Raw genomic sequence first — 22875 nt, 5'->3', positions numbered from 1 at the left:
TCGCCTCAGAACAGTTTCACCGGGAAGAAGATGTCGGCGATGATCAACACCGCCCCCGACACCACCAGGAAACCGCCCACCACGTAGGCCACGGGCAGCAACTTCGCGGTGTCCACGTGGCCCGGATCGGGTCGACGGACGATCCTGGCACCCATGCGGCGCAACCACTCCCAGATGGCGCCGGCCATGTGGCCGCCGTCGAGCGGGAGCAGTGGTACCAGGTTGAGCAGGGCCACGAACAGGTTCACCGAGCCGAGCATCATGAACCACGACGCCACCCGGTCGCCGGCCGGCATGGTGTCCGTGGCCGCGATCTCGCCCGCGGCGCGACTGGCACCCACGATCGAGATCGGCCCGTTCAGGTCGCGGGGCTTGCCGGTGACCATGTCGGCAGCCACGTTCCACACCCGCTGCGGGAAGCTGGCCAACGCCACCACCGACTGGCGGGTCATCAGCCACATGTCCTGCGCGGTCGTCACGGGGCCCGACCGCTCGAGGCGGTAGTCGGGGCTGACCCCCAGGAACCCTGCCTCGATGGTGCGGGTGGGATCGGTGCGGTCGGCCACCCCGGTGATCACGGTCGAGGTGGTCAGCGTGGTCGGCGTCCCGCCGCGTAGCACCACGATGGTCGCAGTCCCGGCCCGGTTGGCGCGGATCAGGTCCGAGAACTGGCTCCAGTCACGCACGGTGGTGCCGTTGAAGCTCTGCACCATGTCGCCTGCCCGCAGTCCCGCCTTGGCCGCCGGGGTCGCCGGGTCACCCGCCTGGCAGGTCTGGGTGGCTCGTCCGGCCGGAATGATGCACTCCGAGACACTCGCGATGCTCAACTGCGGCCGGTACTGACCATGGATGGCATTGACGCCGCCGAAGATGACGAACGCCAGCAGGATGTTCATCAGCGGCCCGCCGGCCATGATGATCAGCTTCTGCCAGGTCTTCTTCTGGTGGAAGAGTCGGCCCTCGTCGGCGAGCGTGATCTCGTCGTACTCGGCTTCCCGGGCGGCATCGGCCAGCCTCGTCACCCAGTTCGGACGAGCCTGCGGCCGGGCCGGCGGGTACATGCCCAGCAGGCGCACGTAACCGCCGAGCGGGATGGCCTTGATGCCGTACTCGGTCTCACCACGCCGGGTCGACCACAGCGTCTTGCCGAAGCCCACGAAGTATTGCGGCACCCTCACCCCGAACAGCTTGCCGGGCACCAGATGGCCGATCTCGTGCAGCGCGATCGAGGCCATGATGAGCGCGAAGAAGCCCACCGCCCCGGCGATGATCACCACCACGTCCATCAGGCCACCGCCTCGCGCACCAGCTCGGCGGCACGGCTCCGCGCCCAGGTGTCGGCGGCCAGCACGGCCTCGACGGTCATCGCTTCGTCGGTGACGTGCGCCGCCGGGGTGTCGGGCCGGTCGTTCACGGCGGCGACGTGTTCGTCCACCACGGCGGCGATGGTGTCGACGATGTCGAGGAAGCCGATCCGGCTGGCGCAGAAGGCGTCGACCAGCACCTCGTTGGCCGCGTTGTAGACCGCGGGTGCCGTGCCTCCCAGCGTGCCCACCCGGCGAGCCAGCGCGACGGCCGGGAAGGCCTCGTCGTCGAGCGGGGCGAACGTCCAACTGGCCGCGGTCGTCCAGTCACAGGGAGCCGCGGCGTCGGCGACCCGATCGGGCCAGGTCAGCCCCAGCGCGATCGGCAGACGCATGTCGGGTGGCGAGGCCTGGGCGATGGTCGACCCGTCGCAGAACTCGACCATGGAGTGCACGATCGACTGCGGGTGCACCGTCACCACGATGTCGTCGAGGGCCACCCCGTAGAGCAGGCCCGCCTCGAGCAGTTCGAGCCCCTTGTTCACCAGGGTCGAGGAGTTGATGGTGATCACCCGACCCATGTTCCAGGTGGGATGCGCCATGGCCTCGTCCGGGGTGACGTCGACGAGCTGGTCGCGGGTGCGCCCACGGAACGGTCCGCCGGAGGCGGTGAGGATGAGCCGACGCACCTCCGAGGATCGGCCGGCGCGCAACGCCTGCGCAAACGCCGAATGCTCGGAGTCGACGGCCACGATCTGCCCGGGAGCGGCGGCCTGGGTGACCAGCCGGCCACCGATCACCAGTGACTCCTTGTTGGCCAGGGCCAGCGTGGTGCCCGCGGCCAGGGTGGCGAGCGTCGGGCGCAGACCGGCGGCCCCGGTGATGGCGTTCACCACCACGTCGGCCGGCGCGGCCGCCAGCTCGGTCGAGGCCTCGGGCCCGGCGATGATCTTCGGCAGGCGCAGCTCCCCCGCGTTCCAGCCCCGCTGGCTGGCCTCGGCGTAGAGCGCCAACTGCAGGTCCTGCACCACGGTCGGCCGGGCCACCGCCACCACCGCGGGCGAGAATTCGAGCACCTGGGCGGCGAGGGCCTTGACGTCGGACCCACCCGAGGAGAGCCCGTGCACCACGAACCGGTCGCGGCGCGTGCGGATGACATCGAGGGTCTGGGTGCCGATCGATCCGGTGGATCCGAGGATCGTGACGCGGCGCAGGGAGTCGTTCACGCCGTCCAGTCTGTCACCCGAGCCCGCCAACTCCGTTGCCGATGCCCGGGCGAGGCCCGAAAGCGGCCTCCGGGGTCATCGGCAACGGAGTTGGCGGGAGTCGTGGGCGAAGCTCAGCGGCGACGCGTCTTGATGTATGCCAGCTGTCCGAGGAAGCCCAGCACCAGCGCGACCAGCACACCGAGGCTGGCGTAGGCCCACGCCCCGTCCTTGCCGCCCAGCCCGAGCGGTCCGAGCAGGTAGCCCTGCCAGGTCAGCCAACCGGCGTTCGAGTTCGTCACCAGGCCGAACCCGACCAGGCAGACCAGCACCATCCAGATCACCGGGAACCACTGGACGACCCCGTAGCCCGACGGGCTGGCGTCGAACAGCTTGGCCTCGATGTAGCCCTCCTTCCAGCGCGTCACCAGGTCGGCGCAGAAGATGCCGGTCCACGCGGCCAGCGGCACACCCAGCGTGATCAGGAACCCCTGGAAAGGGGTGAGGAAGTCGGTGGCGATCCAGGCGACGTAGATGGTGCCCAGCGTCACCAACACCCCGTCGAGGCCCGCGGCCACGGCCCGCTTGATGGGCAGGCCGATGGCCACCAGGGCCAAACCGGACGAATACAGGTCCATGATGGTGCCGGCCACCAGACCCGCGAGCGCCACCAGCCAGAACGGCACCACGAACCACGTGGGCAGCACCGACGTCAGCGCGCCGATCGGGTCGCTCGCGAGGGCCTCGGAGAGCTTGGGGTCGGAGCCGCACAGCAGCAGGCCGTAACCGATCAGCAGCACCACGGGCAGCGAGCCGCCGAAGGTCGTCCACCCGACGATGCCCCGCTGGGACGCGCTGCGCGGCAGGTAGCGGGAGTAGTCGGCGGCCGCGCTCGTCCAGCCCACCCCGAAGCCTGCGAACACCATCACGCTCGCGCCGATGACGGCGGCAGCACCTCCGGCCGGGTGCGAGGTGACCTGGCCGAGATCGATGTGGTCGAGGGTGAGCGCGATGAACACCACCGTCATCGCGAGCGTGGCGATCGTGAACCACTTCTGCGCCTTCATGACGGCATCGAAGCCCAGCACCCCCAAGGTCACCGTCAGCGCCACCACGATCACGAACACGATCACCTTGGCCACACCACCGCCGCCGATCCCCAGTCGGTCGGCGACCGTCTGGCTCGACAGCACCGCCATGGAGGTCAACACGATCTCCCAGCCCAGCAGCAACAGGTAGCTGACGATGCCGGGAAGAATGTTGCCGCGCACCCCAAACACCGCCCGCGACAGCACCATGGTGGGGGCGGAACCGCGCTGGCCGACCAGCGACACGAGACCGACCAGCAGGAACGAGCCGACCACGCCGAGCAGGGTGACGAACACGGCCTGCCCGAACGAGATGCCGAAGTCGAGCAGGTAGGCGCCCCACGAGACGGCCAGCACCGACACGTTGGAGGCGCACCACGGCCAGAACAGCGATCGCGGTGTGCCCTTGCGGTCGGATTCGGCGATGACGTCGATGCCCTGCTGCTCGATGCGGCGGGGCTGGAAGGTGGCGTCGGGCGCCGGTGCAGTCGTGCTCACGAGCGCTGATCCTGCCAGAAAACGCCGCCCCGTCACCCCGTGGACTTCCTGCGGACGCCACCGGGGACCGGTTGGATGGGTGCATGACCACGTCGCAACCAGCCCCCTCGTCCGCCAACGACCCCGTGCAGGCCTTCCTCGAAGCCCAGCGCGCCGCCGGGTGCGAGCTGCACTCGCTGACCGTGGTGCGGGCCGGCGAACGCCTCGTCGAGTTCGCCGTCGCGCCCTGGACGATGGAACGCGCAAGCCTGGTGTACTCGATGAGCAAGACGTTCACCTCGGCCGCCTTCGGCATCGCCCGCGACCGCGGCCTGCTCAGCGAGAACGACCTGCTGGTCGACCTGTTCAGCGAAGTGGTGGACGACCGCGTCGGCCCCAAGGCGCGCACCATCACGCTCGGCCACTGCCTGGCGATGGCTTCGGGTCACACGTTCGACACCATCGAGTTGTTCCAGGGTCGCTGGACGCTCGACGCCAGCGGCATCGGCGACTTCCTGCGGCACGAGCCCGAGGGAACGCCCGGTGAGGCGTTCTGCTACAACCAGCTGTGCACCTACGCGGTGGCTCTGGCTGTCGCCCGCGCCACGGGCCGCAGCGTGCACACCCTGATGCGCGAGGAGGTGCTCGACAAGCTCGACTGCGACCCCAGCCACTGGACGAGTGACCCCGACGGCAACGCCTACGGCTTTTCGGGCAACCACGTGTCGCCCCGCACTCTGGCCAGCTTCATCGGGCTGGTCGCCAACGGCGGCGTGGCCGTCGGCGGGCCGCACGGCGGGGAGCAACTGCTGCCCACGAGTTGGATCCAGGAGTACGCCACCAAGCGTGTCGACAACTCCCCCGGCAACCCCGACCCGGTCAACTCCGACTGGGCCCAGGGGTACGGCTGGCAGGTCTGGCTCGGGCGTGACGGTGGTCACCGAGCCGACGGCGCCTACGGTCAGTACGGCCTGATCTGGCCCGACCAGAAGCTGGCGGTGGTGATCACCAGCATCGCCCCCGACATGCAGGTCACCATCGATCAGGTGCGGCAGCTCCTGCTGCCCGCCCTCGACCGGCTCGAGGCGCCGACGGAGCCGGTCGCGGTCGAGGTGCCGTCGGGATCGTCCGCGTTTGCGGGGTGGTCGGGCACCATCACCGACCACGGCACCGCCACCGTGCAGCCCACCGACGGCGGCTGGCTGCTGCAGTGGGACGACGCCGACGGTGGCCACCACCGCATCCCTATCGGCCACGGGGAGTGGAGCGACACGGAGCTGACCTGGCCCGATGCCACCCTGGCCGTCTCCGCGGCCGGTGCCACCGACGACGCCGGGGTGCTGCACGTGCGCCTGGCCTGCCCCAATACCCCGCACTCCGTACTGCTCGACGTGCCGGCCGGCGACGGCGAGGCCACGTTCGCGTGGACCACCCAACCGCTGGGCCAGAACACCCTGCGCGGGATCTCCCTCCCCGACGGGTGCGCCGATCTCACCGTCGCTGATAACCGCGAGGAACGAGCGGCATGTCGAAGCGGCCGGTCAGCGGGCCCGGTGAACGAGCCACGCTTTGCGCCCGAGCACGATGGCGGCAATCAGGAAAAGCGCCGCCAGCACCAGGCCGACCGGGCCGGGTGAGGTGGAACACTGCGGTGGATCGCTCTGCAGGCAGGAGCCCGACCGCAGGACGAACAGGCTCGCGATGGCGGCTGCGAAGCACAACACCGACGAGATGACGAGAACAGGGACGTTGCCGCGAGCACCGTTCATTCGATTCCTCACCATGTCGCACCCGGCGCCCACGCCCTGACGGCACCCATCTGAGTGTACCAATAATGACATCGCTTCTGCGACCCGGCATACCACCACGTGACTCCTTGCACCAGCCCATCGTAGACAACGGCACCGCTACCATTGTTGTGAACGATGGGCCCGCCGGAATCGCCGCCCACCCAGCCGTCACAATCGGCTGGGTTGGACGTCGCCATGTTGTCCGAGATTACCTGCGTCTGATGACCGACCCATTTACCCTCCATGAAGACCGATTCATTCACGCTCGAGACATGAAAATGACAGATCTGGCCACCTACCGCTCCGCTACTGCACACCTTGGAGCCAATGGTCCGCGTGCCCCAATTGATACCTGCCCCGGGGTATGTTGACGATGAACCGGCTGCTCCGTTGAAATATGAGGTTCCATAGCTATATCCAGTAAGCAGCTTCCAATCGCCGAAGCGAGATGCGTCGTTGGCATACGCGTTGGTGTATTGAACACCCACTTCACGTTCGTCGTCACCTGTGAAGTGCTTGACTCCTGGACAATGCCCGGCAGTCAAGATCATTATATGGGAGCCGTTGTGAACTCTGGGCCCGAGGCTACAGATATAGCCATCGGCAGAAATCTTCGCGCCAGCCTTGTAGGGCGAGACATCTGAATTGCGACTGGAATGCTCACCTCCAGAATACGATACTGGCTCGACCACAACACTGGCAGGTGTAGCAGATTTATGGACTCCGTTGACTGCGATTCGCGCCCTGATGAGCCCCGTGCTGATATCCGGCTCTAGTGATTGATAGACCGAACCACTTGGGTCGGACAACAAAATCGCTTGGATCTCACCCCTGAGATCCCCTGGTGAGCGATCGACGTGAACGACCTCAACTCCCATGTTCGAGTGAGTAGTACGGTACGTCGATATCGCCCGCAGCACCGAATCGTCGACCTTCGGGCCAACGAAGACCTCGAGACCACTGTAGTCTGTACAGAACCGCGAGCCAACTACGCCGCGATCTGACTGGTCGTTGAACTGTTCGACAAAATTCGCGGCCTGCTCCAACTCTGCGCTAGGTGCGCCACTGAAGCTGAGTTCGCCGTTCGAACTCCTCTCAGTAGAGCAAATCGGGGCTGCCTGCGCCCGAAGGGCGCTCGGGCCGATGCTCCCCAAGGCGACCACCGAGAGCGCTATCGCGCCGACAAAAGCCCGCCTGAACTCAATCGTCATCCGTGGGATCCTTTACCAATTGCCCTGATTCCGCTTCGTATCACGCTCCGGGGCGTGAGTCAAGGGGTTCTGGCAGCATGTCCGCGCTTCAGTTGGTCGATCCCCCGACCAGATGGTGGGCAACTAGGGTGAACGCATGGCGCACCTTGTCGAACTGCAGTCCCTCGAGGACTTCGATGCCTGGTTGGCCGCCACTCCCCCACGAAGCCTGAGTCGCGTCGCCCTGCAGGGCATCGACCTGCGGGAACGCTCGTCCGCCCTGGCCTCGGTGCCGGTCAACCACGCGGTCTTCCTCGGCTGCCTCGTGACCCCCGAAGCCGACGCCGACCTGCGGGACCGCGGGGCGCTGGTGTTCCCGGCGTTGCCGCAATTGCCGTTTCGCCCCTACCGGCCGACGCTCTACACCCCGGACGAGTTGTACGCCGGCCTCGACGTCGCCTACGCGCGCACCCCCGATGCGCAGGTCTACGCCTGGCAGCAGCGGCCGGCGGCGCAGGCGTTGGCCAACACTCTGGCCATGTCGCTGCACGACCATGCCATCGACGATGCCCTCAACGAGCTGGACGAGAACCTGGCTCCCGCCAACACGCTGGGCATCATGGGCGGCCACGCGGCGGCCCGCGGCTCGGACTCCTACCGGGCGGCGGCCCATCTGGCCGCCGACCTGACGGCGGGCGGCCTGACCGTGCTGACCGGTGGCGGGCCGGGAGCGATGGAGGCCGCCAACCTGGGGGCGGCCCTCGTCCACGACAGCGCTTCCGACCACGCCCGCATCGACGCCGCGGTCGACCAGTTGGCGCAGACGCCGAGCTTTCGCCCGCGGGCCGAGGGTGGTCAGGGCATCACCGCGTGGGCCCGGGCCGCCTTCGAGGTGCGCGACCGCTTCGACGCCACCGGCACCAGCATCGGGGTGCCCACCTGGTTCTACGGCCACGAGCCGCCCAACCCGTTCGCCTCGCACGTGGCGAAGTTCTTCTCCAACGCGCTGCGGGAAGACACGCTGCTGGCGCACTGCCGCAGGGGCCTGATCTATCTGGAGGGCGCGGCCGGCACCGTGCAGGAGATCTTCCAGGCGGCCACCGGCAACTACTACGCCGCCGATGACACCCGCCCCTCGCCCATGGTGCTGGTCGGGGTCGAGCACTGGACGACCACCCTGCCGGCGTGGCCGCTGCTGCAGGCGCTGGGCCGAGACCGGGCGATGGGCGCCCACGTGCACCTGGTCGACACCATCGAGGAAGCAGCAGCCGTGTTGCTGCAGGACGGAGCAGTATGAGCTGGCAGACCCTGACCGACCGCGTGATCGGCGACCTCGAGGCCTGGTCGACGATCGACCTCGCGCAGGAGCAGCTGCGCACCCGGTACCTCAGCCTGCTGGCGGACGAGGGCGAGCGGGCGCTCGTCAAGGGTGTGCTGCCGGCCCACCTCACCTCGTCGGTGCTGGTCGTGGACCACGAACGGACGAAGGTGCTGCTCACCCATCACCGGCGGGCCAACCGCTGGCTGCAGTTCGGCGGTCACCTCGAGGAGGGCGACACCGACCTGGTGGCCGCCGCCCGCCGCGAGGGCAGCGAGGAGGCCGGTATTGCGCTGGAGTCGCCGCTGGTGCCGGTCGAGCTGGATGCCCATCTGCTGGTCGGCTCGTTCGGGGTCTGCCAGGAGCATCTCGACGTGCGCTTCGTGACCACGGTGCCCGGCGAGGCGGTGCCCGCGGTCTCGGAGGAATCGAACGACGTCGCCTGGTTCTCGCTCGATCGGGTCGCGGACGAACTGGGCCACCTGAGCCGCCTGGTCGATCGGGCGCTGGAGGCACTGGCAGCATGATCACTGGCAGCCTGATCACTGCCCCCCGGCTCAGGCCCTTTACAGGGAGGCGTCGACGGAGCACCGTTGCGCCATGGGGGAACGGATCGTCATGCTCGGCGGCGGCTACGTCGCCATCACGGTCGCGAAGGGACTGCGTCGGGCCCTGCGCCGACGCGAGGTCGAGCTGACCGTCGTCAGCCGCGAGAACTACCAGGTCTGGCACGGGTTCATCGGCGAGATGCTCACCAGCCGCATCTCGCCCCACACGATCCTCAACTCCACCCGCCGCATGGTCGCCCCCGCCCGGCTCGTGGTGGGTGAGGTCACCGACGTCGATCTGGTCGGCCGGCGGGTGGAGGTCACCGACGACCAGGGACGACGACGCCTGCTCGACTACGACCAGCTCGTCATCGGCGTGGGTACCGCCGACCGGCACGAGACCTTCGCCGGACTGCCCGAACACGCCTTCATGATGAAGACCTTCGATGACGTCTTCCGACTGCGCAACCACCTCGTCAGCCGGTTCGAGAAGGCCGACCAGGAGCCCGACGCCGCGGAACGTCGACGCCTGCTGACCTTCGTGGTGGCTGGGGGTGGCTTCGCCGGCTGCGAGATCGCGGGGGAACTCACCGACTACGCGCGCCTGCTGGCCCGGATCTACCCCGGGATCAGTGCCGACGAGGTGCGCGTGGTGCTGGTGCATCCCGGCGACGCGGTGCTGCCGGAGCTGGGACCGAAGGGGCGCAGTTCACATCCGAAACTGGTGGGCTACGCAACCGAAAGGCTGCGACGGCTCGGGGTCGAGCTGGTCGATGCAGAACGCGTCACCGGAGTCACCCCCCACGCGGTCGAGCTGCGGGACGCGCCGCCCATCCCCACCACCACCGTCGTCTCGGCGATCGGCGCCAAGCCCCACCCCGTGGTGACGGCGGTGACGGGGCTGCCCCTGGCAGACAACGGACGAATTGTCACCGACGCCACCTGTCAGGTGGTCGGCCACGAGGGTGTGTGGGCGGCCGGGGACTGCGCCGCCGTGCCCCATCCGCGGGGAGGAGTCTGCCCGGCCGTGGCCATCTTCGCGCTGCAGCAGGGGTCATTGGTGGCACGCAACGCGCTGGCGACAGTGTCGGGACGGGCGGCTCGTCCGTTCAGTTTCGTCGGCTTCGGGCAGGGTGCCTCGCTGGGCCGCCGCAGTGCCGTCGCCGAGTTGTACGGCCGCGAGTTCACGGGCCTGCCCGCCTGGGTGATGTGGCGGGTGGTGCTGTGGGGGTTCGTGCCCACCTGGGACCGCAAGCTGCGGCTGCTGGCCGACTGGGCGATCTGGCCGCTGGTGGGGCGCGATGCCGTCGAGATGAGCGTCTCGGACGCCGACGACTTCGAGCTCGAGAACATGCGCTTCACCGACGGCGACGTGATCGTCGACGAGTCGGGATCGCCCTGGTGCCACGTGCTGGTGGAGGGCGAGGCCGAGCAGGTGGCCGGCGATGACGTGCTGCAAAGGTTCGGGGTGGGCGACGTGGTCGGCACCCGCTGGCTCGACCAGAACCGTGCCGAGCGGGTGGTGGCGCGCGGCACCGTGCGCACCATTCGGCTGCGCACGAAGCAGGCCAGGGAACTGCAGAAACTGGTTCGTGCCCTGAGCCGACTGGCGACCGAGTCCGACGGGTCGGTTCCCGCGGGGGCTGTCGAGGGTGCGAGGGCCTCACCCGAGGGCGTCGCGGCGCCGACGCCCCAGCTGCCGACGTAGCCGTCGGACGGTGGTCGGGTCGTACGGCAACGCTCCCGCCTCCAGATCGGCGTCGACCGTGCTGGTGGCTGCCAAGGCGACGTCGACGTCGCGCTCGGCGACCCGCTCGGGGAGTCCGATCGATCGTCCGAAGTCGACGAGGTGACGTCGGACGAAACCCTCGACCCGGCCGCCCATGCTGAGCGCCATGGTCGTGTCTCCCCAGGCCAGCGTGCAGACCGTGTCGTAGATCGGCGCCACCCGCCACTCCCCCGTCGGCAACCGAACGACCGACACGTTCTTGGCGTGCAGATCGCCGTTGCCCATCAACCAGGCGAACACGAACTGACGATGGATCGACCTCCTCGCCACCGCCGGTGCCGCGACCACGTCGGCCACGACTGCAGCCACCTCCTCGGCGGTCACCAGATACTTGTCGCTGGGGTAACGGCCCAGGAGTTGGCACGCATCCTCGACCGCGACGGGTTCGGGCACGCGGTCGAAACGAACCACCACCAAGCCCGGCGTGCCATGCACGTCACGCACCAGTTCGTGCCGCACGACCCGCTCACCGAGCCTGGTCGCCAGACCCAGCGCGAAGTGCTCGTTCTCGACCGCTCCGGGGTAGTCCGGAGGTGTCAGCTTGACCAGGCTCGCACCGCTGGCGTCCGGCTGGTCGACGCCGGCACGGCGCCCCCGCGGGAGTGGGAGGGTGATCATGCCCGCCGACAGCTTGTCCTGCACGCCCGGGACGGCCACGCGATCGATGCCGGCCCGACTGGCCAACTGGGCGAAGTCGAGGGGCGTGCCGCTGGGAACGGCTGGCTCCACCCGCTCGGGAGTGTGGCCGGCGGGGACGACGCGCACGTCGCCGACGGTGTCCTCGCCCACAGCGAGCAGCAGACCCAGCTCGTCGTCACCGGAGGTCTTGAGGGCACGCTGCAGTGCCGACAGTCGCCGACCCTCAGGCAACAGGTTGGTGAAGAACGGCGGCAGGGTTCGTCCGGGGCGATCCACCGACATCCCCACTGGCAACGTGTGCGCCAATGGCCGGCCCGCGAAATCGGGCAGGTAGGCGAAGCGCAGGTCCGGGCCGACGGAGGAGAACTGGGCGGCCAGCACGGTGCCGCGGTGGACGTCGGCGAGCACCTGCGGCTCGGACGAGGGGCTCACGCTCTCAGCTCCCAGGTCAGCCGCAGGCCGAGTGCCTCGAGCACCGCGAGCACCTTGTCGAGTTGGACGGTCAGCTTGCCCGCCTCGAGCTGGCGCACGAACCGCTCGCTGACGCCGGCGAGCTCAGCCAGGTCTCGCTGGGTCAGTCCGAGATCACGGCGTCGGGCGAGCACGCCCGCACCGAGGTCAGGGTCCATCGTCCGGGCTCCTTCCGGGCCGCAGCACCAAACCGGCACGAGCGTGCCGTTTCATCATGATCCCCCGGCATTCCCGACTGCGTCAAGCCCCAATCGGCACGAACGTGCCGATTCGACGTCCACGTCATGCATCAGGGAACCTTGACGCCGCCATACCGGCACGATCGTGCCGGTGGCAGACCGGGCTCAGCGCTGCGTGGCCGCCAACTGCCCGCAGGCACCGTCGATCTCGCGTCCGCGCGTGTCGCGCACCGTCACGGGCACCCCGCGAGCCTCCAGTCGTCGGACGAACTCCCGCTCGTCCGACGGGCGGCTGGCGGTCCACTTCGACCCGGGGGTCGGGTTCAGCGGGATCAGGTTGACGTGCGCCCATGACCAGTCCCCGCGCTTCTTCAGCACCTGCGCCAGCAGGTCGGCGCGGGCGGCCTGGTCGTTGATGTCCTTGATCATGATGTATTCGATGCTGACCCGTCGCCGGGTGCGCCGGGCGTACTCCCACGCCGCATCGACGACCTCGTCGACCTTCCAGCGGGTGTTGATCGGCACCAGTTCGTCGCGCAGTTCATCGTCGGGGGCGTGCAGCGACAGCGCCAGCGTCACCGGGATGCCCTCGTCGGCGAGCTGCTGGATGCGGGGCACCAGCCCCACCGTCGAGACGGTGACGCCGCGGGCGCTCATGCCCAGACCGTCGGGACCGGAGGTGGTCATGGTGCGCACCGCCCCCATCACCGCCTTGTAGTTGGCCAACGGCTCGCCCATGCCCATGAACACGGCATTGGTGAGGCGTCCGGGGCCACCGGGCACCTCACCGCGGCCGAGACGACCCGCGGCATCGATCACCTGGGCGACGATCTCGCCCGTCGACATGTTGCGCTGCAGGCCGCCCTGGCCGGTGGCGCAGAACGGGCAGGCCATGCCGCAACCCGCCTGGGAGCTCACGCACAGGGTCGAGCGGGCAGAGCTGTTCTGGGTGGCCGCGTAGCGCATCAGCACCGACTCGACCAGCGAGCCGTCGTGCAGCCGCCACAGCGTCTTCACGGTCGTGCCCTGGTCGGCGGTCTGGGTGCTCACCTCGCTCAGCAGTGAGGGGAACAGGTCGGCCGCCAACTGCTCGCGCGCCGCCGCCGGAATCTCGCTCCACTGCTGCGGATCAGTGGTGTGCTTCTCGAACAGCAGGTGGTTGAGCTGCTTGGCACGGAACGGCTTGTGGCCCCGGTCGACGACCGCCTGCTGCCGCTCCTGGGCGGTCAGGTCGATCCAGTGCTTGGCCGGCTTGTTGCGCTTGGGTGCGGTGAACACCAACGGCAGCGACTTCCCACCCTCCGCCAACGGTTCCGACGGCAGCGGTGGCGCCGCGTGGCTACGGCCGGGACGGGCGCGATTCGCGTCGTCCGAGGTACGGGTCGGGGAAAGGTCGGTCATGTCAGCCTCCGGGCACGAACAGATACATCACCAACCACGCCACCGGGGCGGCGACCAGCAGTGAATCGAGACGATCCATGATGCCACCGTGGCCGGGAAGGAAGCTCGACATGTCCTTGATGCCCACGTCGCGCTTGATCATCGACTCGATCAGGTCGCCGGCGGTGCCGAAGGCCACCATGGTGATGCCGAGCACGACCCCGACCCACCAGTCGACCTTCAACAGCCAGGTGGCGACGAGCACGCCCACGGCGATACCGGCGATCACCGACCCGGCGAAGCCCTCCCAGGTCTTCTTCGGGCTGATGGTGGGTGCCATCGGGGTGCGGCCGAACAGCACCCCGAACAGGTAGCCGCCGGTGTCGCTGGCGATCACACAGAACAGGAACGCGATGATGCGCTGGGGGCCGAGGTCGCCGGCCAACATCAGGGCGACGGACGACCCCAGCAGCGGTAGGTACCCCACGATGAACACCGACGCGGCGGCGTCCTTGACGAACCCCTGCGGGCCACCCGGCAGACGCCAGACCATGGCGACCAGCACTGTCAGGGCCAGCATGGCCAGCAGCAGGGTGTTCGAGCTGATTCCCCGGCCGGGGTGGGCGGCGGCGTAGTAACTGCCCAGCGGGATCAGGAAGGTGCCCACCACGATCGGGCGGATGGCGGCGTTCATGCCGATCCGCGACATGGCGCGGTTCACCTCGATCGCCCCCAGCGCGAGGGCCAACGCGGTGATCGCCACGAAGCCCCAGTGGAACCAGCCCAGGGTCACCACGGCGGCAGCGGCCAGGGCCACGCCGACCGCGATCGCGGCAGGCAGGTCTCGCCCGGCACGGCTCGGCTTGGCCGGGGCGGTGTCGGGCGTCGGGGCGACGGGGGTCATGGGTGCGGGCTCTCCTCCTCAGATCTCGAGGAGTTCGGCTTCCTTGCCCTTCAGCAGCTCGTCGATCTGGTCGGTGTGCTTCTTGGTGACGTCGTCGAGGGCCTTCTCGGCGCGCGTGCCCTCGTCCTCACCGACCTCCTTGTCCTTGACCAGCTTCTTGACCTGGTCGAGGGCACTGCGGCGCACGTTGCGGATCGAGACGCGGGCCTCCTCGGCCTTGCCGCGGGCCATCTTGATGTACTCCTTGCGGCGCTCCTCGGTCAGCGAGGGCAGCACCAGACGGATGGTGTTGCCGTCGTTGGAGGGGTTGGCGCCCAGATCGGAGTCGCGGATGGCCTTCTCGATGGCCCCCATCGACGAGCGGTCGTAGGGCGTGATCAGCACGACGCGGGCCTCGGGCACCTGGAAGCTGGCCAGCTGCTGCAGCGGGGTCGGCGCACCGTAGTAGTCGGCCACCAGCTTGTTGAACATCGACGGGTGGGCCCGGCCGGTGCGGATGGCACCGAACTCCTCGCGGGCGAACTCGATCGCCGAGGTCATCTTCTGCTCGGCGTCCTTCTGGATGTCTGCGATCACGTCAATCTCCTGGGTGGTCTGGTCGGGTTGGTAGAGGTCTGCTCGAACCGCGGGTCAGCGGTGCACCACGGTGCCGAGGGGCTCGCCGCCCACGGCCCGGACGATGTTGCCCGGCACGTCGAGGTTGAAGAATCGGACGGGCAGGTCGTTGTCGCGGGCCAGGCTGATGGCCGCGGCGTCGGCGATGCGGAGGTTGCGGGCGAGGAACTCGTCGTAGCTGAGCTCGTCGAACATGACCGCGTCGGCGTGCTTGTTGGGGTCCTTGTCGAACACCCCGTCGGCGCCCTGCTTGGCCATCAGCAGGGCCTCGGCACCGATCTCGAGCGCGCGCTGGGCCGCCACCGTGTCGGTGGAGAAGTAGGGCATGCCGGCACCCGCACCGAAGATGACCACTCGTCCCTTCTCGAGGTGACGCTCGGCGCGCCGGGGAATGTACGGCTCGGCCACCTGACCCATGGTGATGGCGGTCTGCACGCGGGTGGAGACGCCCTCCTTCTCGAGGAAGTCCTGCAGCGCCAAGCAGTTCATCACGGTGCCCAGCATGCCCATGTAGTCGGCGCGGTCGCGATCCATGCCGCGCTGCTGCAGTTCGGCGCCGCGGAAGAAGTTGCCGCCCCCGACCACGATGGCGATCTGCGTGCCGGCGGCCGCTGCCTCGGCGATCTGCGCGGCGATGGCCGACACCACCGTCGGGTCAACCCCCACCGAACCGCCGCCGAAGACCTCTCCGGAGAGCTTCAGCAGCACGCGCTTGTAGGGGTTCGTCATGGTTCTCCTTGCTGGCCCCTGGCGCGGTCGGCAGCGGGGCAGGTGATGAGTCCGGGCAGGCGGCGACCAGCCTAGCGCGAGTCGTCTCGTCGCACCGAACCCAGCGATGCCCCGCCCCCCACGTGGGGGACGGGGCATCGCTGATGGTTCGGTGAGCCCGGCGGCGAGCCCACCGTTGTTCAGGCGCCGGCCGACAGGCGACGGAAGCGGGAGACGCTCACGCCGTTCTCGTCGAGGTACTTGCCGATGGTCTTCTTGTCATCGGTCACGGTCGCCTCCTGGTCGAGCAGGACGACGTCCTTGAAGAAGCCGTTGACGCGACCCTCGACGATCTTGGGCAGGGCCCCCTCGGGCTTGCCCTCCTCGCGAGCGGTGGCCTCGGCGATGCGACGCTCGTTCTCGACGGTCTCGGCGGGAACCTCGTCACGGGTCACGTACACGGGGCTCATGGCCGCGATGTGCAGCGCGACACCGTGGGCGACGGCCTCGTCCCCGGTGTACTCGACGATGACGCCCACCTGCGGCGGCAGGTCGGCGGCGCGACGGTGCAGGTAGACGTGCGAGTCGCCCTCGAAGTGCACGGCGTCGGCCAGCTCGAGCTTCTCGCCGATGGTGATGGCCAGGGCCTGCACGGCCTCGTCCACGGTCTGACCGGAGGCCAGCTTGACCTGACCGGCGGCCTCCTTGCCGTTCACCTTGGCGGCGTCGACGGCGGCGACGATCTCGTTGGCCAGGGCGACGAACTCGTCGTTCTTGGCCACGAAGTCGGTCTCGGAGGCGAGCTGGATCAAGGTGGTGCCGGCGGCGGCCACGAGACCGTTGGAGGCCTCACGGTCGGAACGCTTGGCGGCCTTCGCCTGACCCGAGACGCGCAGCACCTCGATGGCCTTGTCGAAGTCGCCGTCGGCCTCGGTGAGGGCCTTCTTGGCGTCCATCATTCCGGCGCCCGTGGCGTCGCGGAGCTTCTTGACATCAGCGGCAGTGATTGCCATGTGGGGTGATCCCTATCTGTAGTGGTTGGCCGGACGGGCGGTCGGTCAGGCCTCGGTGGTCTCGGCCGCAGCCTCGACCTCGGTGGCCTCGGTGGTCTCGACGACGGGGGCGGCGTCGGCGACCTCGGCAGCCAGCTGACCGGCCTGGGGATCGACGGCCTCGGCCTCGGCGGGGGTCTCGACGGAACCCTCACGGTTGGTCTCGCCGGCCAGCAGGTCACGCTCCCAATCGGGCATGGGCTCGGCCTCTTCACCGGTGGAGCTCTGGCCCGAGCGGGCCATCAGGCCATCGGCGGCGGCGTCGGCGATGATGCGGGTGAGCAGAGCCACCGAGCGGATCGCGTCGTCGTTGCCGGGGATCGGGAAGTCGACCTCGTCGGGGTCACAGTTGGTGTCGAGGATGCCGATCACGGGGATGTGCAGCTTGCGCGCCTCGTCGACGGCCAGGTGCTCCTTCTTGGTGTCGACGATCCAGACGGCCTGCGGGGTCTTGGCCATGTCGCGGATGCCGCCGAGGGTCTTCGACAGCTTGTCGCGCTCGCGCTTCAGGCCCAGGTTCTCCTTCTTGGTGAGACCACCGGAGGTCTGGGTGTCGAGGTCCATGCCCTCGAGCTCCTTGAGGCGCTGCACGCGCTTGATCACGGTCTGGAAGTTGGTGAGCATGCCGCCCAGCCAGCGCTGGTTGATGTAGGGCATGCCGACGCGGGTGGCCTGCTCGGCGATGGCCTCCTGGGCCTGCTTCTTGGTGCCGATGAACAGCACCTGGCCGCCGCGGGCGACGGTCTCACGCACGAAGGCGTAGGCCTTGTCGATGTAGGTCAGCGACTGCTGCAGGTCGATGATGTAGATGCCGTTGCGCTCGGTGAAGATGAAGCGCTTCATCTTGGGGTTCCAACGACGGGTCTGGTGCCCGAAGTGAACGCCGCTCTCGAGCAGCTGGCGAGTGGTGACGACGGCCATGGCCGGTCCTTTCTGGGGGCACAGCAGTGGCTGGGCCCGGTTTCGGTTTCACCGTGTCGAACTGTTCGACACTGCCTCGTGCAGCGACCTCGTCCGCCCCTCGGTGGCGTTCCGCGGGGACCTCGGGCGGGGCCGGTGGCCTGCACTGTGAAGTCGACCGGTGCGGATGCACCGATCGCCTCGGCCATTCTAGGTCGTTCGGTGGGGACCGCGCCAATCGGCCGACCGCCGCTTGTCCACAGGATTTCGGTGGGGGCCGCGCCAACCGGCCGACGGACACTTGTCCACAGGCTCGCGACGGGTCCGAGAGTTGTCCACAGCCTGTCCGCGATTGTGGGACGAATCGGCCCTCGCCGACCACAACTCAGGCATGAGACGACGCTTCTGTCTGCCGCTGCTGGTGGTTCTGCTGCTCGCGCTCGGCTGGATCCCGGGGCCTGCGGCCTCGGCCGCACCACCGGTGAACCTGTCGCGCCCCGTCGACGGCGCGGTCACGCGCGCCTTCGACCCACCCGACCAGAGGTGGGGTGCCGGGCACCGTGGCGTGGATCTCGCGGCCGGCCCGGGCACGGTGGTGCGGGCCGCGGCCGATGGCGTGGTGACCTTCTCGGGCACGATCGCGGGCCGCGGCGTGGTCGCCGTCACCCATGTGCCGGCCTCGCGCCTGCGCACCACCTACGAGCCGCTGGTGCCGTCGGTGCGCGCCGGCCAACGGGTGAAACGGGGGCAGGAGCTGGGACGTATCGCCGACACCGTCGACCGCCATGACGGTCTGCACTGGGGCCTGATCGAGGGCGAGACCTACCTCGACCCGCTGGCGTGGTCGCAGGATCGGGTCAGGGCCTCGGCCGACGAGGTGCGCCTGCTCCCGGCCGGGGCGACACCCAGCCCGGTCGAGATCGACACCGTTCCGTACGAGCCGGTGGGCGTCGGTCTGCCGCTCGCGGGCGGCGGTTCGTCCCTGCCGGCCGACGGGCCGATCACCTCGCGGTTCGGCATGCGCCTGCACCCGGTGCTGGGGGTGTGGAAACTGCACGACGGTCTCGACCTGGGGGCGCCCTGCGGCGCCCCGGTGCGGGCGGTGGCGGCCGGACGAGTGGTGACGGTCGAGCACCACGTGGCCTACGGCAACCGGGTGATCGTCGACCACGGCGGGCGCCGTACCGGGTACGCCCACCTCAGTGCCGCCAGCGTCACGGTCGGCCAGCGGGTGGCCGCCGGGCAGCAGCTCGGACGAGTGGGCACGACCGGCTGGTCGACGGGCTGCCATCTGCACGTGATGGCCTGGTCGGGTGGCCGGGTGATCGACCCCGCTCCCCTGCTGGGGCTGTGAGGTCACGGTCGGCCCGGCGGGGTCGGGGTTGGCAGATCAGGCCGGTCAGGCGCGGGGGTGCGCCTGCTCGAAGGCGGCCCGCAGCCGCTCCGAGGTCACGTGGGTGTAGAGCTGAGTGGTGGCCAGCGAGGCGTGCCCGAGCATCTCCTGCACGCTGCGCAGGTCGGCACCCCCCTCGAGCAGGTGCGTGGCCATGGCGTGCCGCAACCCGTGGGGGCCGAGGTTGGGCGATTCCGGGATGGCCTCGAAGGCCTGGTGCACGATCCGGCGCGCCACCCGAGGATCGAGGCGACCCCCGCGGGCGCCGAGGAAGAGGGCGGGGCCCGAGGTCGTGGTCACCCATTCACCCCTCACCGCCAGCCACCTGCGCACCGCCGCCAGGGCCTGCTGCCCCAGTGGCACCGTGCGCTCCTTGTCACCCTTGCCGAGCACCCGGGCGGTGCCGCGATCGGCGTCCAGGTCGTCCACGTCGAGCCCGCAGGCCTCGCCGACCCGCACGCCTGAGCTGTAGAGCACTTCGAGCAGGGCGAGGTCGCGCACCGCCTGCGGCCCGGGCTGCTCGCCCGCGTGGGCGATGGCCGCGTCGAACAGGGTGCGCAGCTCGTCACGGGCCACGTCGGGGGGCAGTCTGCGGGGCACCTTCGGAGACTTCAGGCCGGCGGCCACGTCGGCAGTGACCAGTCCCTCGCGCCGCAGCCAACGAAAGAAGACACGCACGGCCGCCGATCTGCGCTGCAGGGTGGCGGGGGCCGCGCCGTGCTGCACCTGGTCGCCGAGCCACGATCGCAGGTCGCGCAGACCCACCTCGTCCCAGGTGGTGGTGCCCCGCTCGTCCAGCCAGCCGGCCAGCGCCAGCAGGTCACCGCCGTAGGCGCGGCGGGTGTGCTCGCTGCGCTGCCGGTCGAGTCGCAGCCAGGTGTCGAACTCACCGAGCGAGTCGGCGAGCGATGCGGGCACGGTCACCGTTCCAGTGTGCCCAATCCGGCTAGGTTGGGCGCATGAGCACGCTGCTGGTGGGTTGTTTCACCGACGATTCCGGCGAGGGTGGCCTGCACCTGTTCGAGGCGCAGGGCTCGTCCCTCTCCCCCGTGGCCGTGGCCACGCTGGCCTCCCCCTCATGGCTGGTCGCCGACGGTGACCGGGTGGTGGCCATCGGCCACACCGCGGTCTCCGACGTGACTCGGGTCACCGTCTCGGACGAGGGCATCACCCTCGGCGCCGCCCGCGCCACCGCCGGCGCGATCGGCTGCCACGGAGAGATCTCCCCCGACCGATCGGCGATCGCGGTGGCCCACTACGAGTCCGGGTCGGTCGCGGTCGTCCCGTTGTCGGACGAGTCGTCCGGCGGCTGGGGTGACGCGACCGTCGTCCGCTTCACCGGTCACGCGGGCGTCGACCCCGACCGGCAGGACGCCTCGCACGCCCACCAGACCGTCTGGCTCGACGACGAGCACCTGCTGGTCTGTGACCTCGGAGCCGACGCCGTGCGCATCATCCGCTGGCGCGACGGGCACCTCAAGCAGGTGGGCGCCATCGTCACGACGCCAGGGTTCGGCCCGCGGCACCTGGTGCTGCGCCGCATCGAGACCGGTCAGGGACTGCAGACCCAGATCGCGGTGGCTGGCGAGCTTGACGGTTCGGTGGTCTGCTTCCGTCACCTGTCGATGGATTGGACGAGCGGCTGGGACCGCGTGTCGCAGGTTCCCGGAACCCTCGTCGGCGGCAGCCAGCCGTCGGCGCTGCGGGCCCTCGACGAGCACACCCTCGTCATCGCCAACCGCTGCATCAACACCCTGGGCATCCTGGAGTGGCACGCCTCGGGTCAGCTGGTGCTGGCCGACGAGTTCGACTGCGGTGGCGACCATCCCCGCGACGTGGTGGTGCACGACGGCGACCTGTGGGTGGCGAACCAGCACACGGGTGACCTGTGTCGGTTCACCCGCAGCGACCCCGACGACCAGCCCTGCGGCTGGCGGCTGGCGGAGCGTCACCCGGTGACCAGCGCCTCGGGCGAGGGCCCGGCGTCGATGCTCTTCCGCTGAGAATCGCGCCAGCGAGCCCGCTCGGCCGGGCAGGGCGCGCGTGCCCCGCCGACCTCGATAGGTTGGGGCGCATGAGTGTCGTAGCCATCACCAATGCCCACGTGGTGCCCGTCGTCGGAGATCCGTTCGACGGCACCGTCATCATCGAGAACGGCAAGATCTCGTCCGCCGGTGCCGACCTGCAGGTTCCCGACGGCGCCGAGGTCGTCGACGCCGCCGGCCGCTGGCTGCTGCCCGGACTGGTCGAGGCGCACGGACACGTGGGCATCCACGAGGAGGGCATCGCCTGGGCCGGCAACGACACCAACGAGGGCACCGAGATCAACGGCGCCCGGTTCCGCGCGCTCGACGCGATCCACCCCTCGGACGAGGGCTTCCGCGACGCCCTCGGCGGCGGCGTCACCTCGATGGTGGTCAAGCCCGGGTCGGCCAACCCGATCGGCGGCCAGACCGTGGCCCTCAAGTGCTGGGGCCGCATGGTCGACGAGATGGTCTTCAAGCAGCCGGTGTCGGTGAAGTCGGCGCTGGGCGAGAACCCCAAGCGGTTCCACGGCCAGGAGCGCAAGCACCTGCCCAGCACCCGGCAGGGAACGGCCGCCGTGCTGCGCGAGGCCTTCACCAAGGCGCAGGACTACTCGGCGAAGAAGAAGCACGCCGAGAGCGAGGGCAAGCCCTTTGACCGCGACCTCACCCTCGAGACCCTCGTGCAGGTGCTCGAGAACGGCCTGCCCTGGTGCCAGCACACCCACCGGGTCGACGACATCGCCACCGCCATCCGGATCGCCGACGAGTTCGGCTACAAGCTGGTCATCAACCACGGCACCGAGGCGCACCTGCTGGCCGACCTGATCGCCGAGCGCAACCTGCCGGTGATCATCGGACCGCTGATGACCTCGCGCTCGAAGTGGGAGGTGAACCAGCGCTCGCTGGCCAACCCCGGCCACCTGGCCCGCGCCGGTGTGCAGATCGCCATCACCACCGATGCCCCCGTCATCCCCATCAACTTCCTGATCTACCAGGTGATCCTCGCCGTCAAGGAGGGCCTCGACCGCACCACCGCGCTCGAGTCGGTCACCATCAACCCGGCCCGCATCCTGGGGCTGGACGACCGCGTCGGCTCCATCGAGGCGGGCAAGGACGCCGACCTGGCCCTGTGGAGCGGCGACCCGCTCGACATCTACAGCCGCGTCGAGACCGTCTGGGTCGACGGGCGTCAGGTCTACACCTGGGATGCCGAGACGGCCGAGGGCGTCACCCTCGACCCCTACACCACCCTGGGCACCACGGTGAAGCCACCTCAGCGGGGCCGTCGATGAGCGCGACCAGTCTCGACGACCTGCTCACCGGTGGCACCGTGCAGCGGATCACCCGCTGGGGTGAGCCGGTGCTGCACGCCCAGACGCGTCCGGTCACCGAGTTCGGCGACGACCTGCACACCCTGCTGCGGAACATGTTCGCCACCATGGCCGCGGCCGAGGGAGTCGGCCTGGCCGCCACCCAGGTGGGCGTCGATCTGGCCCTGTTCGTCTACGACTGCCCCGACGATGACGGCAACCGGCACGTCGGTGTCGTCTGCAATCCCGTGGTGACCCTGCCCGAGGGCCGCGACCGCAAGCTCGACTCCACCGAGGAGGGGTGCCTGTCGTGGCCCGGCGGCTATCAGCCGTTGGCTCGTCCGGATCGGGCGCGCTGCACCGGTCAGGACGCGTTCGGCAACGACCTCGACCTGCAGGGCACCGGGCTGTTCGCCCGCTGCCTGCAGCACGAGACCGACCACTGCAACGGCACCGTCTTCGGTGACCGGCTGTCGGCCAGGTCGCGTCGTCTGCTCGACAAGCAGAAGGACGACCTCGCCCCCCGCTACCCGGACGACTGGCCCGTCAGCCCGAAGCTGGCGCCGCACGAGCTCTGAGGCAGCTCGC

General features: G+C 69.4%; 21 protein-coding genes. 8 read left to right on the top strand and 13 right to left on the bottom strand.

All coding sequences use genetic code 11. The features are described from left to right. Positions 1-5 precede the first annotated feature (5 nt). From ACSDQ9_RS11660 to ACSDQ9_RS11650, 3 genes are all read right to left on the bottom strand, one after another. Complete coding sequence (locus ACSDQ9_RS11660) at positions 6-1286, bottom strand: M50 family metallopeptidase (RefSeq protein ID WP_435147175.1); 1281 nt, start codon at positions 1284-1286, stop codon at positions 6-8. Next, positions 1286-2518: a 1-deoxy-D-xylulose-5-phosphate reductoisomerase gene (gene dxr, locus ACSDQ9_RS11655; RefSeq protein ID WP_435147217.1), complete on the bottom strand. Its 1233-nt coding sequence runs from the start codon at positions 2516-2518 to the stop codon at positions 1286-1288. The genes ACSDQ9_RS11660 and dxr overlap by 1 nt, the downstream gene beginning before the upstream one ends. A gap of 125 nt (positions 2519-2643) precedes the next feature. Next, positions 2644-4095, bottom strand: coding sequence for a purine-cytosine permease family protein (locus tag ACSDQ9_RS11650; RefSeq protein WP_435147173.1), 1452 nt, complete (start codon positions 4093-4095; stop codon positions 2644-2646). Positions 4096-4178: 83 nt separating this feature from the next. On the opposite strand from ACSDQ9_RS11650, the gene ACSDQ9_RS11645 reads away from it, so the two are divergent. Beyond that, complete coding sequence (locus tag ACSDQ9_RS11645; protein WP_435147171.1) at positions 4179-5711, top strand: serine hydrolase domain-containing protein; 1533 nt, start codon at positions 4179-4181, stop codon at positions 5709-5711. A 140-nt stretch (positions 5712-5851) separates the two neighbouring features. Here the strand turns inward: ACSDQ9_RS11645 and ACSDQ9_RS11640 are convergent, their stop codons facing one another. After that, positions 5852-7075, bottom strand: coding sequence for a chymotrypsin family serine protease (locus tag ACSDQ9_RS11640; protein ID WP_435147170.1), 1224 nt, complete (start codon positions 7073-7075; stop codon positions 5852-5854). 136 nt (positions 7076-7211) lie between these two features. Between ACSDQ9_RS11640 and ACSDQ9_RS11635 the strand changes: the two genes are divergently transcribed. From ACSDQ9_RS11635 to ACSDQ9_RS11625, 3 genes are all read left to right on the top strand, one after another. Then, positions 7212-8351 (top strand): LOG family protein, encoded by a 1140-nt coding sequence (locus tag ACSDQ9_RS11635; protein ID WP_435147168.1) that lies wholly within the window; start codon positions 7212-7214, stop codon positions 8349-8351. Beyond that, positions 8348-8899, top strand: a complete 552-nt coding sequence (locus ACSDQ9_RS11630) for an NUDIX hydrolase (RefSeq protein WP_435147166.1) — start codon at positions 8348-8350, stop codon at positions 8897-8899. Before ACSDQ9_RS11635 ends, ACSDQ9_RS11630 begins: the two co-directional genes overlap by 4 nt. Before the next feature lie 73 nt (positions 8900-8972). Continuing rightward, positions 8973-10628: an NAD(P)/FAD-dependent oxidoreductase gene (locus ACSDQ9_RS11625; RefSeq protein ID WP_435147165.1), complete on the top strand. Its 1656-nt coding sequence runs from the start codon at positions 8973-8975 to the stop codon at positions 10626-10628. Here ACSDQ9_RS11625 and ACSDQ9_RS11620 read toward each other — a convergent pair. The 8 genes from ACSDQ9_RS11620 to rpsB all read right to left on the bottom strand — a co-directional run bounded on the left by ACSDQ9_RS11620 (position 10584) and on the right by rpsB (position 17578). Then, positions 10584-11780 (bottom strand): type II toxin-antitoxin system HipA family toxin, encoded by a 1197-nt coding sequence (locus ACSDQ9_RS11620; RefSeq protein ID WP_435147163.1) that lies wholly within the window; start codon positions 11778-11780, stop codon positions 10584-10586. The genes ACSDQ9_RS11625 and ACSDQ9_RS11620 overlap by 45 nt on opposite strands. Next, a complete protein-coding gene (locus ACSDQ9_RS11615) occupies positions 11777-11977 on the bottom strand; it encodes a type II toxin-antitoxin system Y4mF family antitoxin (protein ID WP_435147161.1) in 201 nt (66 codons plus the stop codon). The genes ACSDQ9_RS11620 and ACSDQ9_RS11615 overlap by 4 nt, the downstream gene beginning before the upstream one ends. Before the next feature lie 186 nt (positions 11978-12163). Then, the gene (gene rlmN / locus ACSDQ9_RS11610; RefSeq protein WP_435147159.1) at positions 12164-13399 is read right to left on the bottom strand and encodes a dual-specificity RNA methyltransferase RlmN; all 1236 of its coding nucleotides are present in this window, start codon (positions 13397-13399) and stop codon (positions 12164-12166) included. Position 13400: 1 nt separating this feature from the next. After that, positions 13401-14282, bottom strand: a complete 882-nt coding sequence (locus ACSDQ9_RS11605) for a phosphatidate cytidylyltransferase (RefSeq protein ID WP_435147157.1) — start codon at positions 14280-14282, stop codon at positions 13401-13403. 18 nt (positions 14283-14300) lie between these two features. Beyond that, positions 14301-14855, bottom strand: a complete 555-nt coding sequence (frr, locus tag ACSDQ9_RS11600) for a ribosome recycling factor (protein WP_435147215.1) — start codon at positions 14853-14855, stop codon at positions 14301-14303. A 57-nt stretch (positions 14856-14912) separates the two neighbouring features. Next, entirely contained in the window at positions 14913-15626 is a 714-nt protein-coding gene (gene pyrH, locus ACSDQ9_RS11595; RefSeq protein ID WP_435147155.1) for a UMP kinase, read from the bottom strand. A gap of 179 nt (positions 15627-15805) precedes the next feature. Continuing rightward, positions 15806-16618 (bottom strand): translation elongation factor Ts, encoded by an 813-nt coding sequence (tsf, locus tag ACSDQ9_RS11590; RefSeq protein ID WP_435147153.1) that lies wholly within the window; start codon positions 16616-16618, stop codon positions 15806-15808. 45 nt (positions 16619-16663) lie between these two features. Then, positions 16664-17578, bottom strand: a complete 915-nt coding sequence (rpsB, locus tag ACSDQ9_RS11585) for a 30S ribosomal protein S2 (RefSeq protein WP_435147152.1) — start codon at positions 17576-17578, stop codon at positions 16664-16666. 370 nt (positions 17579-17948) lie between these two features. Here rpsB and ACSDQ9_RS11580 point away from each other — a divergent pair, with 370 nt between their 5' ends. After that, positions 17949-18911 carry a peptidoglycan DD-metalloendopeptidase family protein gene (locus ACSDQ9_RS11580; protein ID WP_435147150.1) on the top strand — a complete coding sequence of 321 codons (963 nt, stop codon included), beginning with the start codon at positions 17949-17951 and terminating at the stop codon, positions 18909-18911. 45 nt (positions 18912-18956) lie between these two features. On the opposite strand, the gene ACSDQ9_RS11575 is transcribed toward ACSDQ9_RS11580, so the two are convergent. Continuing rightward, positions 18957-19868, bottom strand: coding sequence for a tyrosine recombinase XerC (locus ACSDQ9_RS11575; protein WP_435147213.1), 912 nt, complete (start codon positions 19866-19868; stop codon positions 18957-18959). Between the two features lie 41 nt (positions 19869-19909). Between ACSDQ9_RS11575 and ACSDQ9_RS11570 the strand changes: the two genes are divergently transcribed. From ACSDQ9_RS11570 to def, 3 genes are all read left to right on the top strand, one after another. Further along, a complete protein-coding gene (locus ACSDQ9_RS11570; RefSeq protein WP_435147148.1) occupies positions 19910-20953 on the top strand; it encodes a lactonase family protein in 1044 nt (347 codons plus the stop codon). A 71-nt stretch (positions 20954-21024) separates the two neighbouring features. After that, positions 21025-22269: an amidohydrolase gene (locus tag ACSDQ9_RS11565; RefSeq protein WP_435147146.1), complete on the top strand. Its 1245-nt coding sequence runs from the start codon at positions 21025-21027 to the stop codon at positions 22267-22269. Further along, the gene (gene def / locus ACSDQ9_RS11560; protein ID WP_435147145.1) at positions 22266-22865 is read left to right on the top strand and encodes a peptide deformylase; all 600 of its coding nucleotides are present in this window, start codon (positions 22266-22268) and stop codon (positions 22863-22865) included. The genes ACSDQ9_RS11565 and def overlap by 4 nt, the downstream gene beginning before the upstream one ends. Positions 22866-22875 lie beyond the last annotated feature (10 nt).

Source organism: Aestuariimicrobium soli (assembly GCF_051192575.1).
GTDB classification, from domain to species: domain Bacteria; phylum Actinomycetota; class Actinomycetes; order Propionibacteriales; family Propionibacteriaceae; genus Aestuariimicrobium; species Aestuariimicrobium soli.
Note: the sequence above shows the minus strand (reverse complement) of the source record. Positions and strands in the feature narration are given on the sequence as shown.

Excerpts from the sequence above, each read along its gene's own strand:
- ACSDQ9_RS11625 (WP_435147165.1), top strand. The coding sequence starts at position 8,973 with ATGGGGGAACGGATCGTCATGCTCGGCGGCGGCTACGTCGCCATCACG.
- ACSDQ9_RS11635 (WP_435147168.1), top strand. The coding sequence starts at position 7,212 with ATGGCGCACCTTGTCGAACTGCAGTCCCTCGAGGACTTCGATGCCTGG.
- ACSDQ9_RS11605 (WP_435147157.1), bottom strand. The coding sequence starts at position 14,282 with ATGACCCCCGTCGCCCCGACGCCCGACACCGCCCCGGCCAAGCCGAGC.
- rpsB (WP_435147152.1), bottom strand. The coding sequence starts at position 17,578 with ATGGCCGTCGTCACCACTCGCCAGCTGCTCGAGAGCGGCGTTCACTTC.
- ACSDQ9_RS11645 (WP_435147171.1), top strand. The coding sequence starts at position 4,179 with ATGACCACGTCGCAACCAGCCCCCTCGTCCGCCAACGACCCCGTGCAG.
- def (WP_435147145.1), top strand. The coding sequence starts at position 22,266 with ATGAGCGCGACCAGTCTCGACGACCTGCTCACCGGTGGCACCGTGCAG.
- ACSDQ9_RS11660 (WP_435147175.1), bottom strand. The coding sequence starts at position 1,286 with ATGGACGTGGTGGTGATCATCGCCGGGGCGGTGGGCTTCTTCGCGCTC.
- rlmN (WP_435147159.1), bottom strand. The coding sequence starts at position 13,399 with ATGACCGACCTTTCCCCGACCCGTACCTCGGACGACGCGAATCGCGCC.
- ACSDQ9_RS11565 (WP_435147146.1), top strand. The coding sequence starts at position 21,025 with ATGAGTGTCGTAGCCATCACCAATGCCCACGTGGTGCCCGTCGTCGGA.
- tsf (WP_435147153.1), bottom strand. The coding sequence starts at position 16,618 with ATGGCAATCACTGCCGCTGATGTCAAGAAGCTCCGCGACGCCACGGGC.
- ACSDQ9_RS11630 (WP_435147166.1), top strand. The coding sequence starts at position 8,348 with ATGAGCTGGCAGACCCTGACCGACCGCGTGATCGGCGACCTCGAGGCC.
- ACSDQ9_RS11570 (WP_435147148.1), top strand. The coding sequence starts at position 19,910 with ATGAGCACGCTGCTGGTGGGTTGTTTCACCGACGATTCCGGCGAGGGT.
- ACSDQ9_RS11615 (WP_435147161.1), bottom strand. The coding sequence starts at position 11,977 with ATGGACCCTGACCTCGGTGCGGGCGTGCTCGCCCGACGCCGTGATCTC.
- ACSDQ9_RS11580 (WP_435147150.1), top strand. The coding sequence starts at position 17,949 with ATGAGACGACGCTTCTGTCTGCCGCTGCTGGTGGTTCTGCTGCTCGCG.
- ACSDQ9_RS11640 (WP_435147170.1), bottom strand. The coding sequence starts at position 7,075 with ATGACGATTGAGTTCAGGCGGGCTTTTGTCGGCGCGATAGCGCTCTCG.
- pyrH (WP_435147155.1), bottom strand. The coding sequence starts at position 15,626 with ATGACGAACCCCTACAAGCGCGTGCTGCTGAAGCTCTCCGGAGAGGTC.